The following is a 15,567-nucleotide window of genomic DNA, read 5'->3' as shown; positions in this document are numbered from 1 at the left end:
GTCAGCACCACCTGAAATCCGGCTTCCGCTTCTCGGCGAAAGCCTTGCGAGCCTCTCGATAGTCGTCGCTGTTAGAGGCACGATCGATCATCGCCTGCGCGAGGAGGCCGTCATCCGCCAAAGCTGCATCATTGAGAATGTATTTGGCGCCCGAGACCGAGAGTGGCGCTTTTTCCGCTATTTGCGCAGCGAGGCTCAAGGCATCGTGATGAGGATCATCGGAAAGGCGATCCACCAGGCCAATGTTCAACGCCTCTCGCGCGGCGACCCTCTCCGCCGTGTAGAGGATGCGCTTGGCGTTGGTTATGCCGACGAGGGACAGCAACCGTCTGGTGCTGCGGACACCGTAGACGATCGACAGGTTTGCCGCGGGAATGCCGAGTGACGCTGTCGGAGCGGCAAAGCGAAAATCACAAGCCATCGACAGATGACAGCCGCCGCCGAGGCAATAGCCGGAGATGACCGCAATCACAGGCTGCGGAATGCCGGCGATAGCATCGGAACAGGAATCGACGGCCATTTCATAAGCCGTACTCGCCGCCGCATCCGCCCGGACCGCATCGAACTCCGAGACATCGGCGCCGACGCTGAAGCTTTCGCCGGCGCCGGTCAGAATGATGGCCCGGACCTCCCGGTTCGCGCCCAGCTCCCTGAACGTCGCAGCCATCCCCCTCCACATCCCGAGCGTCATGGCATTGCGCACATGGGGACGGTTTATCGTCACCGACGCGACGCGACCGTCAAGAGTGCAACTGATGTCCGACACGGCGTTCCTCAAATTCAGGCTTCTTTGCGCATCACGCGTGGTCGGCGGCGGCGCTCTGTCTCTCGACTTGCCCGCGAAATTCGTCGAAGAACTGTGCGGCGAGCTTCTTCGCGGTCGAGTCGATCAATCGCCCGCCGAGCTGGGCAAGCTTCCCCCCGACCTTGGCTTCAGTATAGTACGACAGCACGGTACCTCCGGGCATGTCTTCAAGCTGAACTTTGGCCGATCCGGCGGCGAAGCCGGCGATGCCGCCCTGCCCTTCCCCGGATATGCTGTAACCAACCGTCGGCTGGATGTCGGACAAGCGGACCTTGCCCTTGAACTTGGCCTTGATCGGTCCGACCTTGATGACCGCAGTGGCGATGAACTCGTCATCCGCCGTCCGCTCGAGCTCCTCGCATCCGGGAATGCAGGCCTTTAAGATAACCGGGTCGTTGAGGGCGCGCCACACCTGCTCTCGCGGCGCCTTCAGCTCGATCTTTCCGAACATGTCCATGGAGGTATCTCCCGCTCAGGCCGCAACGGTGTGGCCGCGTACGTGAAGCGGCACGATGACTGACTTCAATCGCTCGGGCAGCGGCACCGGCCGGTTCGAGGCTCGATCGACATAGACATGGACGAAGTACCCCTGCGCGCATGCCTCATCCTCGTCGTCCCTGAACAGGCCGATCTCATAGGTGATGCTGGTGTTGCCTTGTCGCCCAATGCGCAGGCCCGCGTGCACGATCGACGGGTAAGCGATTTCCTTGAAGTACCGGCATTTTGTTTCGGCAACTAGGCCGATCACCTGGCTCCGCCGCACGTCGAGAAAATCGTTCTCGATCAGATACTGGCAGACCGCGGTATCGAAGAAGGAGTAGTAAACCGCATTGTTGACGTGACAATAGGCGTCGTTGTCCATCCAGCGCGTCGTTATCGCCCGGAAGTGCGCGTAGTCGGCGCGGCAGTGGGGCCTGGCACGTTCGGTCATAGCGCCTCGCTGTAGATTGCGCGCGCGTCGTCCAACGATACCTCACGCGGGTTGTTGATGAGTAGCCGTTGCTGCTTCATCGCGTCTTCCGCAAGTTGAGGCAGATGGTTGTACGAAATGCCGACGTCGCGCAGTCGCGTGGGCAGTCCGAGCGAGACCGGCAGGTTCGATAGATAGTCGATGAGCGCCGCGCTGCGCTCGCGCGCACTGCCTTTGTTCCCGGGAACCAGGACTTCAGCGATTTCAGCATAAAGGGGTTCCGCCGCGATCGCATTGAACCGCAACACGCCCGGCAGCACGAGTGAATTGGACAGGCCGTGCGGAACATGAAAGCGGGCACCGATCGGATAGGCCAGCGCATGCACCGCCGCCACGGGAGCATTCGCGAAAGCCATTCCGGCCAGCATCGAGCCGAGCAGCATGGCCTGCCGCGCATCGCGATTCCGGCCGTTGCTGCAGACCTCGTGAATGTTGCCGCCCAACAGCCGAAGCGCCTCGCGCGCGAGGCAATCAGAGACCGGATTCTTCAGCCGCTTCGACGTATAGGCCTCGATCGCGTGCACCATCGCATCGATGCCCGTTGCAGCCGTCACTGCGGATGGCAGGCCGAGCGTGAGGTCAGCGTCAAGAACAGCCCAGTCCGGCAACAGCACCGGCGATACCACACCCTTCTTCTCGTTCTCGCCCGTCGTGACGATCGAAATCGGGGTGACCTCCGAACCGGTCCCGGCCGTGGTCGGCACAAGGATCAACGGCAGCCGCGGCCCCTTGGCAAGTCCGACACCATAGATGTCCGAGAGCCGCTCCCTGCCGAGAGCGAGCAGAGCCACGAGCTTCGCGGTATCCATCGAGCTTCCCCCGCCAATGGACACCACGCCGTCGACCTTGGCCGCCAGCGCCTTCTGCACGCCGGCCACGATGACGTGTTCCGGTGGATCCACCTCGACTTCGGTGAACACCGTCACGGCGATGCCTGCGCGCTTCAGGCCGTCGAGGCCGGGCTGCAGCAGCCCGGCAGCGGCCACGCCGGGATCTGAGACCAGCAGCACCGAACGGCAGCCCAGACCGTGCGCCAGCTCGCCGATGCGGGCTGAACTCCCCGGTTCGACCAGCGAAGACTTTGTCGATTGAAACGTGAAACCCTGCACGTCGGTTGTTCCCTAGATCGGCCCGCCGCCATTAACTTGCATAACTGAACTACTTTTGCAGAAGCGTGTCAACCTGCTTTGCGGCAACAGGGGCTTGCGCGTTCCGAAGATACTGCTTCGTCCGGTCGATGATCTCGCCCACGATTCCCTTGCGGAACATCAGCACGCACAGCATGAAGATGGCACCGATCACGATCGGAATTTTGGTCGACAAATCGATCGTTAGCCCCATGATGTTGATCAGGCCGAAGTCGGCCAGATAGCCCTCCAGCGCCACGATGAAAGTGGCACCGACGATCGGGCCAACAGCGGTGCCGAGACCACCGAGCAGGCACATCAGAATGACATTGCCGGATTGCGTCCAATGCGCGTCGGGCAGAGATGCAAGGCCAAGGGTCTGCGCCTTCAATCCGCCGGCGAAGGCCGCGACCGACGCCGAAATCACGAAGGCCATGAGCTTGTAGCTGCGACAATCGTAGCCCAGCGACATCGCGCGCGGCTCGTTGTCCCGGATCGCAAGCATCACCTGCCCGAACGGGGCCTCCATCAACCGCTGCAAGCCCCAGATGGCGCCGGCAACCGAGACCAATACGAATCCGTACATCACAAGGTCGTTGTCGAGCAGTAGCAGCCCAAACAGCCGGCCGCGAGGAATCCGCTGCAATCCATCCTCGGCTCCGGTGAAGGGTGCCTGCAGACAGAAGAAATAGACCATCTGCGCCAGCGCCAGGGTGACCATGGCGAAGTAGATGCCCTGGCGGCGGATCGCCATGCCACCCATGACGAAGCCGAGCGACGCTCCGACGAGTACAGCCAATCCGAGTGCCAATTCCGGCGTGATCCCCCAGACTTTCAGCGCGTGTCCAGCGACATAAGCGCCCAGGCCGAAGAAAGCGGCATGGCCGATCGACAAGAGCCCGACATTGCCCGTGAAGAAATTGAACGAGCAGGCGAACAGCGCAAAGGCGAGACACTTCGTCAGGAACAGCGGATAGAGCCCGCCGAACGGCGCGGCCACGCCGACCGTAAGAATTGCAAGGAAGATCGCGGTGGATGTGCGCATCTTCAGGCCTCCCGTCCCATCAGGCCTGCGGGTCGGATCAACAGGATCGCAGCCATGGCTATGAAAACAACAGTTGAGGAAACTTCCGGGTAGATCACTTTTGAAAGTCCTTCCAAGACGCCGAGCGTAAGACCAGAGAGAATGGCACCCGATAGCGAGCCCAACCCGCCGATCACCACGACCGCGAAGGTGACGATGAGGAGATTGGAGCCCATCGCCGGCTGAACCTGATAGAGCGGCGCGGCAAGCACACCAGCGAAGGCCGCGAGGGCCGCGCCGAGCGCATAGGTCATTGTGATCATGACAGGAACGTTGATCCCGAGGGCTTGAACCAACCTCGGGTTCTCGGTGCCCGCTCGCAAATAGGACCCGAGTTTGGTTTTCTCGATCAGCAGCCAGATGCCACCGCACATCGCAAGCGAAGCCACGACGATCCATATCCTGTAGACCGGCAGCCGCATGAAGCCGATGTCGACAACGCCCCGCAGTGCTGCCGGCACCGGATACGGTCGGCCTGCAGCGCCATAAATGTCGCGGAAGATGCCCTCGAGAAAGATCGCCAGCCCGAACGTGAACAACAGGCTGTAGAGATGATCGACCCCCGCCAGCCTACGCAGGAATAGCCGCTCGATTGCAGCGCCGATCAATCCGACGCCAATTGGCGCGATGACCAGGGACCACCAATAGTCGACTCCAAATACCTGCAGCAGCAGATAGCCGCCGAAAGCACCCAGCATATAGAGTGCCCCGTGTGCGAAATTGATCACGTTCAAGAGGCCGAAGATGATTGCGAGCCCAAGGCTCAACATCGCGTAGAAGCATCCGTTGACCAGCCCGATCGTAATCTGACCGAGCAGGACCTGGAGCGGGATATCGAACATTGCGACCACCTTTAGATACCAAGGACCCGATCCACGGCGGCGTTGCCGTCGAGTTCGTCGCGGCTTAGCTGCATGACGACCTCGCCGCGCTCGACGACGAGAAAGCGATCGGCTAGCGGCTGGGCAAAGTACTTGTTCTGCTCGACCAGCAGGACAGTGTAGCCGAGGCCCTTCAACCTGATGACCGTATCGAACAACCGATCCACGATGACCGGCGCGAGGCCTTCAGAGATCTCATCGAGCAGCAGAATGCGCGCGCCGCTGCGCAGGATCCGGGCGATGGCCAGCATCTGCTGCTCGCCGCCAGACAATCGCGTCCCTTGCGCGCGACGGCGCTCGGCGAGGTTCGGCAGCAATTCGTAGATTTGTTCGAGCGACATGCCCCCGTCACGCTGCTTCGGCGGCAGCATGAGGTTTTCTTCACAAGACAGGCTGGAAAAGATGCCGCGCTCTTCGGGGCAGTAGCCGATGCCGAGTCGTGCCACGAGGTGCGGCTTCATCCCGATCGCTTCGCGCTGATTTACCGTGATGGACCCGGCGCGACGGTCGACCAGACCGACGATGGCGCGCAAGGTCGTCGTCCGTCCGCTGCCGTTGCGGCCGAGCAGCGCGACGATCTCGCCCTCCCCGAGCGACAGGTTCATGCCATGCAGGATGTGGGATTCGCCGTACCAGGCATGCAGATTGTGCACACTCAGCGCAGGGACATGGGTTTCGAGGGGCATGGTCGTCATGATGCGCGCGCCCCCGGCTGCGAGCGATCGCCTCGGCGGTTCGAGCCGAGATAGGCTTCTACGACCTCCGGATTCTCGGCAAGCTCCTGATAGGCGCCCTCGGCAATGATCTCACCTCGCCGTAGCACAGTGATGGTATCGGCAATCTGAGCGACCATTTTCATGTTGTGCTCGACCATCACAACGGTGCGGCCCTGAGCCGCGCGCCGGATCAGATCGGTCACCCGATCGACGTCTTCATGCCCGAGCCCCTGGGTCGGTTCGTCCAGCAACATGACTTTCGGATCGGCCGCGAGGGTCGTCGCAATTTCGAGCGCTCGCTTGCGCCCATACGGCAGATCGCCAGCGCGCTCCCGCGCAAAGCTCTCGAGCCCCACCTGACCAAGCAGCCCGGAAATTCTGTCTTCGCCGAAGGTTGCAGCCTTATCGCCGGCCCAGAAGCGCATTGCAGACAGCATGGGTCGTTGCAGCGCCAGCCTGATGTTGTCGGCCACCGAGAGATTGGCGAACACGGCGGAGATTTGGAACGAACGCACGAGACCGCGTGCAGCAAGCTGATCGGGTCGCAAGGCGGTCACGTCCTCGGACTCGAAGCTGATCCGGCCTGAAGAGAGCGGAAGGAAGCGCGTCAGCAAATTGAACACGGTGGTCTTGCCCGCACCGTTTGGGCCGATCAAGGCGTGAATGCTGCCGCGCCTAATCTTCAGGTTGACCCCTGCGACCGCGACGAACCCGCGAAACTCCTTTCGCAGGCCCTGTGCTTCGAGAACGCAATCATTCGGCGCAGCACGACTGCGCTCGGCCTGGCTCATCCCGCGCTTCCTCATCTGATTTCTCGTGATCCAGGCGGCGCGACATCACGCAGCGTCGAGGTCACTTGACAGGACCATAGCAAATTAGTCTAGTTATGCAAGTCAAATATCAAGAGCGCTTTCGGGTGATCTCCGAGGGCCAAGCAGGGAGGGAGCAATGAGAGTAATTATTCGGTTCGGTCTGGGAGTGACATTGGCATTAGGGGCGGCGGTCCCGGCCCTTGCCCAAACCGCCGGGATTTCCGACGACGTCGTCAAGATCGGTGTCCTGACCGACATGTCCGGCCAGTTCTCGCACGAGTCGGGCGAAGGCTCTGTCACTGCCGTGAAGATGGCTGTCGAGGATTTCGGCGGCAGCGTGCTCGGCAAGCCGATCGAGGTCGTGGTGGCCGATCATCAGAACCGCAACGAAGTCGCGATCGCCAAGGCACGGGAATGGTACGACGTCGACAAAGTCGACATGATCGCCAACCTGATCAACTCCTCAATCGCGCTGGCGGTCACCAACGTCGCAAAAGAGAAGGGACGGATCGCGATCGTCAACGGCTCCGGCACATCACGGTTGACGGGCGATTCCTGCACGCCCAACAGCATCCACTATGCTTACGACACGTATGCACTGGCGCAGGGCACAGGCAAGGCGCTGATCAAGGAAGGCTTGAAGTCGTGGTATTTCCTGACTGCCGACTACGCCTTCGGGCATGCTCTCGAGGCCGATACCAGTGCCGTGGTCAAGGCCAACGGCGGCGACATCGCAGGGACGGTACGCTACCCCATCGACACCAACGACCATGCGGCGTTCCTGCTCCAGGCGCAGGCATCGAAGGCCAATGTCGTCGCGATCGCGGGGTCGGGCACCGTGTTCATCAACGCGCTCAAGTCGGCAAAGGAATTCGGCGTCACGCAGACCCTGGCAGGCTTGCTGGTCTGGATCACCGATATCCACTCGATGGGCTTACGGTCCGCGCAGGGCCTAGTGCTGACCAATGCGTTCTACTGGGATCGTGACGAGGAGACGCGCGCCTTTGCCAAACGCTTTTTCGCCAAGATGAAGCGCATGCCGCATATGGGCGACGCCGGCGACTATTCGTCGACCATGCACTACCTCAACGCCGTCAAGGCTGCCGGCACCGACGACGCCAAGACCGTAATGGCGAAGATGCGCGAAATGCCGGTCAACGACTTCTTCGCCAAGAATGGACGCATCCGGGAGGACGGACGCTTCGTCCACGACATGTATGTCTACGAGGTGAAGAAGCCCGAAGAATCCAAATACGACTGGGACTATTACAAGCTGCGGGCAGTGATCCCGGGAGACGAAGCCTTCCGGCCACTTTCCGAAAGCAAGTGTCCGCTGATCCAGAAATAGCTGGTCCTCCCAAACTTCAGCCGGGCAACGCCCGGCTGCTTTTTTTGCCGCCATAGCGATCCGGGTTGTAACGCATGCGATATTGCATCGCGTGCGCCTGTACAGGGTTCTTGCATTCGTCGCATATCACGGTCGGCGTGAAATCGTGACCGCAATCGATGTGGGTTAGAATCAGCGGCACCTTCCCGTTGGATCTCCACTTGTCGCCCCATGCCATCATGATGATCAGGGGGCCATAAAGATCGAAGCCCATTGGCGTCAAAAGGTACTCGAAGCGATCCGGCCCGCTTTGGTACATCCTCTTCATGAAGATTCCGCGCTCGACGAGCCGTGTGAGTCGATCGGACAGGATGTTCGGGGCGATACCTAGCTCAGACTGCAGTTTGTCGAACCGCCGCGCCCCGAAGAACGCCTCCCGAATTACCAGGAAGCTCCACCGGTCCCCGATGACCTGCAGAGCACGCGAAACCGAGCTTGGCCGACCCCGATTGAACTGCTCATCGTCTGACGACCGTCGCGAGCGTTTGGATGGTTCGACGCTGACGAGCCCCGCCCCGGGGCCATCGCGATAAGTGACGTGGCGGGCCGTCACCTTATTCAGGCAATGGGAGCAGGCAACGAACGGCTTGCTCACCTTGCCGCAATCGGCATGCACCAATTGCAGGGGCACGCCCTGGTTCTCGGAGAGCCATTTGTCCCCGAACTGCATGAGAGCCATGAACGTCGGGTAGAGATCGATGCCCGACCGGGTCAGGCGGTATTCGACCCAGCTTGACGTCTCGGAATACTCGATCCGCTTGAAGATTCCCTCCGACACCAGGCGCTGCAGCCGATCGGTCAAGGTCGCTCTCGGTATCTGCAGCATCGAGCGGAATTCTTCGAAACGATGGGCTCCGAAAAATGCCTCTCGGATTACCAGGAAGGTCCACGCGTCCGACAGGATGACCACTGTGCGCGCAACCGAGCATTTCCGCTCCCGAAGTTCGGATGTTCCCTTGGGTTTGCTGGCGGACCGGGTCTTTCGCGCGCTTGGGCTGCTGACGGGGTTCGTGCGAGCCAAATAATTGCTCCGGCGCTGCAAAATCGGACTGGTGCGTCTCTGGTCGTCAAAGCAAGCGCATCGAATGACCAGAACATGCGGACTTGTTGCTCGGAAGACAACTAGACCACTGAATGCCAGTTCACAACTGCAGAATGCCAGCCCGCGCTAGTCCAGCCCGGTCCCGTCCCCGCGAACTGGGCCCCGTGCGCGGGGATATCGGCGGCTCGCTCGCCTCTCGGCTTAGAGGGAGCGAGCGATGAGCATTTTCATGATTTCGTTGGTGCCGCCATAGATCTTCTGAATTCGCGAGTCCACGAACATGCGCGAGATCGGGTACTCCTCCATGTAGCCGTACCCACCGTGCAGCTGGAGGCATTCGTCAGCGGTCTGGACCTCCTTCTCGGAGCACCACCACTTTGCCATCGATGCGGTCGTTGCATCCAGTTCGCCTTGGATCAGACGTTCAACGCACCAGTCGACGAAGATTCTCGCTATTGTGGCCTCAGTCTTTCTCTCGGCCAATACGAAGCTCGTGTTCTGAAACTCCAGGATCGGCTTGCCGAATGCCTTCCGCTCCTTGGTATATTCGGCGGTAAGAGCCACCGCTCTCTCCATCGCCGCCACAGAGGCGATTGCGATCAATAGCCGCTCTCGAGGCAGTTGGTGCATGAGCTGAGCGAAGCCCTGGCCCTCCTCCGAGCCAAGCAGGTTCTCCTTCGGAACGATCGCATCTTCAAAGAAGAGCTCAGATGTGTCGGACGCATGGAGACCGATCTTGTCGAGATTGCGCCCCCGGCGGAAACCGCTCGCATCTTTCGTCTCCAGGACGATCAGAGAAATTCCAGTCGCTCCAGGCCCGCCCGTCCGCGCGACAACAATCACGAGGTCCGCGCACTGCCCGTTGGTAATGAAGGTCTTTTGACCGTTCACGACGTAATGGTCTCCTTCGAGCCGGGCCTGGGTGCGGACGCTCTGCAGATCGGATCCGGTCCCGGGCTCGGTCATGGCGATGGCGCCGATGAGCTCACCGCGCGCCATGCCGGGCAGCCAGCGTCGCTTCTGCTCTTCCGAGCCGTAGTTCAGGATGTAGTGAGCGACGATACCGCTGCTGACGCTCACGCCCGCCAACGCCTCAGGCACGACCGCGGCAAGGTCTTCAAACACCGCCGCATCAAACGCGAATGTCGCTCCGGCTCCACCATAGGCTTCCGGAACACTCGGCAGCAACGCCCCGATCTCGCCAAGCGCGCGCCAAGCGGAGCGGTCCATCATCTTCTCCTTCCGCCATCGAGAAGAGGCGGGCAACAGGCTGCTCCTCAGAAATTTCTGGAAATGATCCCTGAAGGCATCGATATCCTGCGTCATCCATGGCGAGCGATAGGGCATTTGTTCCTCTTAACTTGGATGATGAAGGGGCTCCCGCAGAAGCCGCATTCAAGTTACGGCAGCTGCTGGATCAGGCACCCGCCCGCTCGGCGAAGGACCACGCGGTTCGCGCCAAGGGCTCGATCCTCGACTCGATTTCGGCTGCGAGTGGATGCGCAGCCGTGCCGTCACGTACGCGTCCGATCACGCCCTGCCCAATGCAGGCAATGCGATAGAGATTGTAGGCGAAGTACCAATTCAGGTCCGATAGGCTCCGCCTCTGCGTCTGCTCTGCATAGAGCGCGACCATCTCCTCGATCTCCGGAATGCCCAGCGCCTCGAGGTCCAGCCCTGCCAGCCCGCTTCTTCCATCCGGAGGAATGACCCAGTGAGACAGGAAATAGGTGAAGTCAGCCAAGGGATCGCCGAGGGTGGAAAGCTCCCAGTCCAGTACAGCGGCGACTTGCGTGTCGTTGTTGGAGAAGATCAGATTGTCGAGGCGGTAATCGCCATGCACGATCGACACCCGCTCCTGTGGCGGCACCGTCGCGGGAAGCCAGCCTATCAGCCTCTCCATAGGATCGATCCGCCGCGTTTCCGAGGCTCGGTACTGCTTGGACCAGCGGTCGATCTGACGCGAGAAATAGTTGCCTGGCTTGCCGTAGGTCGACAAACCAATTGTCTCCGGATCGATCATGTGGAGGTGTGCTAGGGTTGATACCTCGGCCCGGTAGATGGCGCGCCTCTCTCGTGCACTCACCTGCGGGAGCGTACCATCCCAATAGTGCCGACCATCGATCCACTCCATCACGTAGAAGGCGGAGCCAATGACCTCATCATCATCGCAAAAGACGATGGGCCGCGGGACAGGAAATCCGGTTCCGTGGAGGGCCGACATCACCCTATACTCGCGATCGATCGCATGAGCGGAGGGCAGCAGTTTTCCCAAAGGTTTCCTTCTCAGCGCGTAAGCACCGGAGGGACTTTGGATCCTGTAGGTGGGGTTCGATTGACCACCATCGAGTTGAGAGACCGTGATCGGCTCCGCCAGATCCGGGATGTTCGTCTTCAACCAGACGAGCAGCCGTGGTCCGACAGTCCGGGAGCCACCTTCCGCGGTAGTGGTTGGCGTGAGTTGATCCTCGATACGGCTCCTCGGCGTCACGACTTTTTTCCCCCGAGGCGCTTCTTGAATTCCATATGCGCGATCTGGCGGTTATGAACCTCGTCAGGGCCGTCGGCCAGGCGCATGATCCTCATCAAGGCGTATTCGCGTGCAAGGCCGAAATCTTCGCTTACGCCAGCAGCGCCGTGCGCCTGAATGGCATCGTCAATCACTCGCAAGGCAATCCGGGGAGCAGCAACCTTGATCATTGCGATCTCCAGCTTCGCCTCCTTGTTGCCGACCCTGTCCATCAGGTCCGCCGCCTTGAGGCAAAGCAAACGCGCCATCTCGATGTCGATACGAGCTTCCGCGACTCGCTGTTCCCAGATCGACTGCTCCGACAGCTTCTTCCCGAACGCCGTGCGATTCAGCAGCCGCGTCGCCATCTTTTCCAGCGCAGCTTCAGCGACGCCGATCGTGCGCATGCAATGATGGATGCGGCCCGGCCCAAGGCGTCCCTGCGCGATCTCGAATCCCCTTCCCTCACCGAGCAGAAGATTGGCAGCCGGGACACGCACGTTGTCGAGCAGGATTTGTGCGTGGCCGTGGGGCGCATCGTCATATCCAAACACCGGAAGCATCCTCTCGATGTTGACGCCCGGGGTGTCGAGCGGAACCAGGATCTGAGACTGCTGCTGATGGGTCGGACCCGTTGTCGCAGTCTTGCCCATCACGATCGCAATCTTGCAGCGGGGATCTCCAGCACCGGATGACCACCACTTCCTTCCATTGATGACGTAGTGGTCGCCATCTCGCTTTATGGAGGTTTCGATGTTGGTGGCGTCCGACGAGGCTACCGCCGGCTCCGTCATCAAAAAGGCTGATCGGATCTCACCTCGCATGAGCGGTCGCAACCACCGCTCCTTTTGCTCCTTGGTCCCGTAGCGGTGAAGCACCTCCATATTGCCGGTATCGGGCGCCGAGCAGTTGAAGACTTCGGAGGCGAAGAAGACCTTGCCCAACTCCTCGGCACATAACGCGTATTCGAGGTTCGAGAGTCCGGCGCCCTTAAATTCGTCTGTATCATGATGATCGGACGGGGGAAGGAACAGATTCCAAAGACCTTGCGATCTGGCTCTTTGCTTAAGCTCTTCAACGATCGGAACGACGCGCCAACGATCGGAACCGAAACCCGCGATTTGAGATTCGTAGGCCGGGACGGACGGGTAGATGTGTTGCTCCATGAACCCGACGATCCGATCGCGCCAGAGTCGCTGCTGTTCGCTCAAAGTGAAATCCATTCTCTTGATCCTTTCATGCCAAGTCGCAGCCGGCAGCTCACGCTGGCGGTGTCCCTCAGTCTCCGCGCAGCGCGTTTCCGAAGACGACCCATTCCGTTCCGTCGAACCGCGCGAGATAAGCATCGCGGATCGGCCTATAGTCCGATGGGCTCGTATTGATGCTGATGCCTGGCAGCAGCAGCGGCAAGCGAACGCCCTTCAAATTGGAGGCCTGCTTCATGATGCTTTCTCGCGTCAGGTCGTCCCCACAGCGCGTCAGCACCTCTCGGAGCGCGTTGCCAAGCAGGTAGGCGTAGATGGCGTAAGAGTCGCTCTGCCCGACGTCAGGCACATATTCCTTCATGAAGGAGATGAACTCGGCGACATCGGGGGCAGACTGGGTCGCCGGCGTGACCAGCTTGACCGAAAGCATCGTGACCAGGCCTTCCGCTTTTTCCAAGCCGGCGGGCCTCAGCACGGCTTCGATATTCGGACAACTACCGGAGAGAAAGCGCAGCTCTGGACGCCATCCGACGGTGTAGGCTGCTCGGATCGCCTGTGCACAGGCGCGCGGTGTAACGCTATAGATCATGAAGGCATCCGCCTTCGTCGCGGCGAGGCGTGCGATCTCGGAATCGATCGTCGGGTACTGCAGATCGAACGGAAGGGCCAGAGCTACGACGGCAGACTCGTCGTTGCCCAGAGCCTCCTTTACTCCCTTCATGAACTCCTTACCGGTATCGTCGTTCTGATAGAGGATTGCGACCCTGCCATTGGGATATTTGCCCCTGAAATAGCGCAGATGGATTTTCGCTTCATCGGCGTAATTCGGTTGCCATGAGAGAGCCATCGTCCATGGAAAATGAGCAGGATCGTTCCACCTCTCCGCGGAAGACCCGATGAACAGTTGAGGCACCTTATTGGTGTTCAGATATTTCTGGGTCGCGGTGTTGGGCGCGGTGCCAATGGTTCCGAAGATCAGGGAAACCCCGTCGTCCTCCACCAACTTGCGCGTCTGCTCGACCGTCTTTGGCGGCGAGAACGCATCGTCGCGGCTGACGAACTGGATCCTGCGGCCGTTCACGCCCCCCTTCGCGTTGATCATCTTGAAGTACGCGTCGAGCGTCTTTCCTATGGTGCTGAGCGAGGATGCCGGGCCGCTGTACGGCATCGTATTGCCGACCTTGATTTCGGTATCGCTGACTCCGGGCCCATACAACTTCTCAGCGTGGGCGCTTCCAATCATGGCTACCAGCAATCCCGAAATTGCTGCAGCTGACTTTGATGCGAACATTGCGCTCCCCCTTATCTTTGCCACGGTTGGATCATGAACCGAGCTAGCCGCTCTCATTTCGAGCTGGACAAGTCGTCTCGAAGTTCGCCTTTGAGAACCTTCCCTGCCGCGTTTCTTGGAAGCGGCTGCCTCCTAATCTGGATTTTGCTCGGCACCTTGAAGCGGGCCAGATTCTCAAGCGCATACGAGATCAGGTCTTCTTCGGTTGTACGAGCATCGGAGCGGACCTGGACGACGGCGGCGACTTCTTCGCCTAGCTCGGGGTGAGACAGCCCGATGACAGCGGCTTCAAGGACGTCCGGGTGGGATAGGAGCGAATGCTCGATCTCTATCGAATAGACGTTCTCACCGCCCCGGATGATGATGTCCTTGGTACGATCGACGATGTAGAGGAAGCCGTCTGTGTCGAACCGACCGAGGTCTCCCGTCTTCAGCCACCCCTCCGTAATCGCCGCCGCCGACGCTTCCGGGTTATTCCAATAACCTTGGATCACACCCGCGCTGCTGACCCAGATCTCTCCAACCTGCCCAGTCGCAACCGTCTGGCTTGACTCGGGATCCACCACCTTCACGTCAACGGCTGGGAGCGGATACCCAACGCTGCCTGGATGGCTGAGGTAGTCACGCCCCCACACCGCACTGATAAGACCTGAAGACTCGGTCAAGCCGTATCCGTTCCCGGGAATGGACCGGGGAAGGACGTTACCAATCTGGGAGGGAAGTTCAGGAGGAGCCGGCGCGCCACTAAATCCGATCGCCTGCAAGCTGGAGAGATCGCGTCCCGATTGTTGCGCGCTGGCCAAGGCCTGCAGGACGATTGTCGGTACTCCGGTGAAGCTGTTGACCTTCTCTCTTTCCACGAGCTCAAGCGCCTGGTTCGCATCCCACTTGTACATGAGAACGATCTTTCCGCCGCTTGCCATCGCAGCAACTAGGTGCGCGTAGCAGCCGATCACGTGAAAGAGTGGGACGGCAAGAAGAGCAGTGGATTGCCCTGCCGACATCTGGGAAAGCTGCTGTAACGTCGCTCCCTCGCGAAGAACGGTGCGGGCGCGAGCGATTGAAACGTTGCTCAAGAACGTGCAGACGGCACGATGCGAGCTGAGTGCGCCTTTGGCGCGTCCCGTAGTTCCCGATGTATAGAAAATTGTTGCGGGATCATCCGGGTGGATATCGACCGCGCTCGGCCAATCGGCTTCGGCATCGTCGTTCCGATCCACGATCGACGCGAACGTTCGCACCTCTGGCGTGGTTTCGGCACCACGCGCGACGATAATGGCGCTGATCTTATTCTTTGGAATGAAAGTCCGAAGACGGCTATATCGCTCCGCATCGAGGATCACGACCCGCGCGCCGCAGTCGTCGAGTCCATAGCTCAGTTCGACACCGGTCCACCAGGCGTTCAGGGGCACCGCAATCGCACCGATTGTCACCGCCGCCCAAAAGGCGACGGACCACTCCGGAAGGTTACGCATGGCTATCGCGATTCGATCGCCCTTCTTCAAGCCATACGATCCTAGTAGTTCTTGAGCGAGCCGCCTGACCATCTGACGATGACGACCGAACGTCAGTCGCTCACCGTCATAGACCAGGTATTCTCGATCGGGCCATGACTGCCCGCGCTCAAACACGGCACCAAGATGCGGGGGAGTACTCTTGTAAACCCTCGCCGACGTTGGACCGATTCCGATGCTGTGCATCTCGAACGGCCCCCCGGGCCCGGTCAGCAACCGGTCGA

General features: G+C 60.3%; 15 protein-coding genes. 1 reads left to right on the top strand and 14 read right to left on the bottom strand.

Going from position 1 to position 15,567, the window contains the following annotated elements; all coding sequences use genetic code 11:
* Nucleotide 1: 1 nt before the first annotated feature.
* The 8 genes from JQ635_RS10725 to JQ635_RS10690 are packed head-to-tail and all read right to left on the bottom strand — an operon-like array spanning nucleotide 2 to nucleotide 6,374.
* Nucleotides 2-766: an enoyl-CoA hydratase/isomerase family protein gene (locus JQ635_RS10725; protein WP_211409809.1), complete on the bottom strand. Its 765-nt coding sequence runs from the start codon at nucleotides 764-766 to the stop codon at nucleotides 2-4.
* Between the two features lie 31 nt (nucleotides 767-797).
* Nucleotides 798-1,262, bottom strand: a complete 465-nt coding sequence (locus JQ635_RS10720; protein ID WP_211409808.1) for an SRPBCC family protein — start codon at nucleotides 1,260-1,262, stop codon at nucleotides 798-800.
* A 15-nt stretch (nucleotides 1,263-1,277) separates the two neighbouring features.
* Nucleotides 1,278-1,736 (bottom strand): acyl-CoA thioesterase, encoded by a 459-nt coding sequence (locus JQ635_RS10715; RefSeq protein ID WP_211409807.1) that lies wholly within the window; start codon nucleotides 1,734-1,736, stop codon nucleotides 1,278-1,280.
* Entirely contained in the window at nucleotides 1,733-2,884 is a 1,152-nt protein-coding gene (locus JQ635_RS10710; protein ID WP_211409806.1) for an iron-containing alcohol dehydrogenase, read from the bottom strand. The genes JQ635_RS10715 and JQ635_RS10710 overlap by 4 nt, the downstream gene beginning before the upstream one ends.
* A 49-nt stretch (nucleotides 2,885-2,933) precedes the next feature.
* Nucleotides 2,934-3,947: a branched-chain amino acid ABC transporter permease gene (locus JQ635_RS10705; protein ID WP_211409805.1), complete on the bottom strand. Its 1,014-nt coding sequence runs from the start codon at nucleotides 3,945-3,947 to the stop codon at nucleotides 2,934-2,936.
* A gap of 2 nt (nucleotides 3,948-3,949) precedes the next feature.
* Nucleotides 3,950-4,828 carry a branched-chain amino acid ABC transporter permease gene (locus JQ635_RS10700; protein WP_246583421.1) on the bottom strand — a complete coding sequence of 293 codons (879 nt, stop codon included), beginning with the start codon at nucleotides 4,826-4,828 and terminating at the stop codon, nucleotides 3,950-3,952.
* An 11-nt stretch (nucleotides 4,829-4,839) separates the two neighbouring features.
* Nucleotides 4,840-5,562, bottom strand: a complete 723-nt coding sequence (locus JQ635_RS10695; RefSeq protein WP_433996558.1) for an ABC transporter ATP-binding protein — start codon at nucleotides 5,560-5,562, stop codon at nucleotides 4,840-4,842.
* The gene (locus JQ635_RS10690) at nucleotides 5,559-6,374 is read right to left on the bottom strand and encodes an ABC transporter ATP-binding protein (protein WP_211409802.1); all 816 of its coding nucleotides are present in this window, start codon (nucleotides 6,372-6,374) and stop codon (nucleotides 5,559-5,561) included. Before JQ635_RS10690 ends, JQ635_RS10695 begins: the two co-directional genes overlap by 4 nt.
* A gap of 157 nt (nucleotides 6,375-6,531) precedes the next feature.
* On the opposite strand from JQ635_RS10690, the gene JQ635_RS10685 reads away from it, so the two are divergent.
* Entirely contained in the window at nucleotides 6,532-7,743 is a 1,212-nt protein-coding gene (locus JQ635_RS10685) for an ABC transporter substrate-binding protein (RefSeq protein ID WP_211409801.1), read from the top strand.
* 16 nt (nucleotides 7,744-7,759) lie between these two features.
* Here the strand turns inward: JQ635_RS10685 and JQ635_RS10680 are convergent, their stop codons facing one another.
* The 6 genes from JQ635_RS10680 to JQ635_RS10655 form a co-directional block, all read right to left on the bottom strand.
* Nucleotides 7,760-8,692 carry a winged helix-turn-helix transcriptional regulator gene (locus JQ635_RS10680; protein ID WP_211409872.1) on the bottom strand — a complete coding sequence of 311 codons (933 nt, stop codon included), beginning with the start codon at nucleotides 8,690-8,692 and terminating at the stop codon, nucleotides 7,760-7,762.
* 333 nt (nucleotides 8,693-9,025) lie between these two features.
* Complete coding sequence (locus JQ635_RS10675; RefSeq protein ID WP_211409800.1) at nucleotides 9,026-10,171, bottom strand: acyl-CoA dehydrogenase family protein; 1,146 nt, start codon at nucleotides 10,169-10,171, stop codon at nucleotides 9,026-9,028.
* Between the two features lie 70 nt (nucleotides 10,172-10,241).
* Nucleotides 10,242-11,345 (bottom strand): phosphotransferase family protein, encoded by a 1,104-nt coding sequence (locus JQ635_RS10670; protein WP_433996559.1) that lies wholly within the window; start codon nucleotides 11,343-11,345, stop codon nucleotides 10,242-10,244.
* On the bottom strand, nucleotides 11,312-12,556 hold the full coding sequence (locus JQ635_RS10665) for an acyl-CoA dehydrogenase family protein (protein WP_211409799.1): 1,245 nt from the start codon (nucleotides 12,554-12,556) through the stop codon (nucleotides 11,312-11,314). The genes JQ635_RS10670 and JQ635_RS10665 overlap by 34 nt, the downstream gene beginning before the upstream one ends.
* Nucleotides 12,557-12,611: 55 nt before the next feature.
* Nucleotides 12,612-13,829 carry an ABC transporter substrate-binding protein gene (locus JQ635_RS10660; protein ID WP_211409798.1) on the bottom strand — a complete coding sequence of 406 codons (1,218 nt, stop codon included), beginning with the start codon at nucleotides 13,827-13,829 and terminating at the stop codon, nucleotides 12,612-12,614.
* Between the two features lie 53 nt (nucleotides 13,830-13,882).
* A complete protein-coding gene (locus JQ635_RS10655) occupies nucleotides 13,883-15,529 on the bottom strand; it encodes a class I adenylate-forming enzyme family protein (RefSeq protein WP_246583446.1) in 1,647 nt (548 codons plus the stop codon).
* Nucleotides 15,530-15,567: the final 38 nt, after the last annotated feature.

It is taken from the genome of Bradyrhizobium iriomotense, assembly GCF_018130765.1.
GTDB lineage: Bacteria > Pseudomonadota > Alphaproteobacteria > Rhizobiales > Xanthobacteraceae > Bradyrhizobium > Bradyrhizobium iriomotense_A.
Note: the sequence above shows the minus strand (reverse complement) of the source record. Positions and strands in the feature narration are given on the sequence as shown.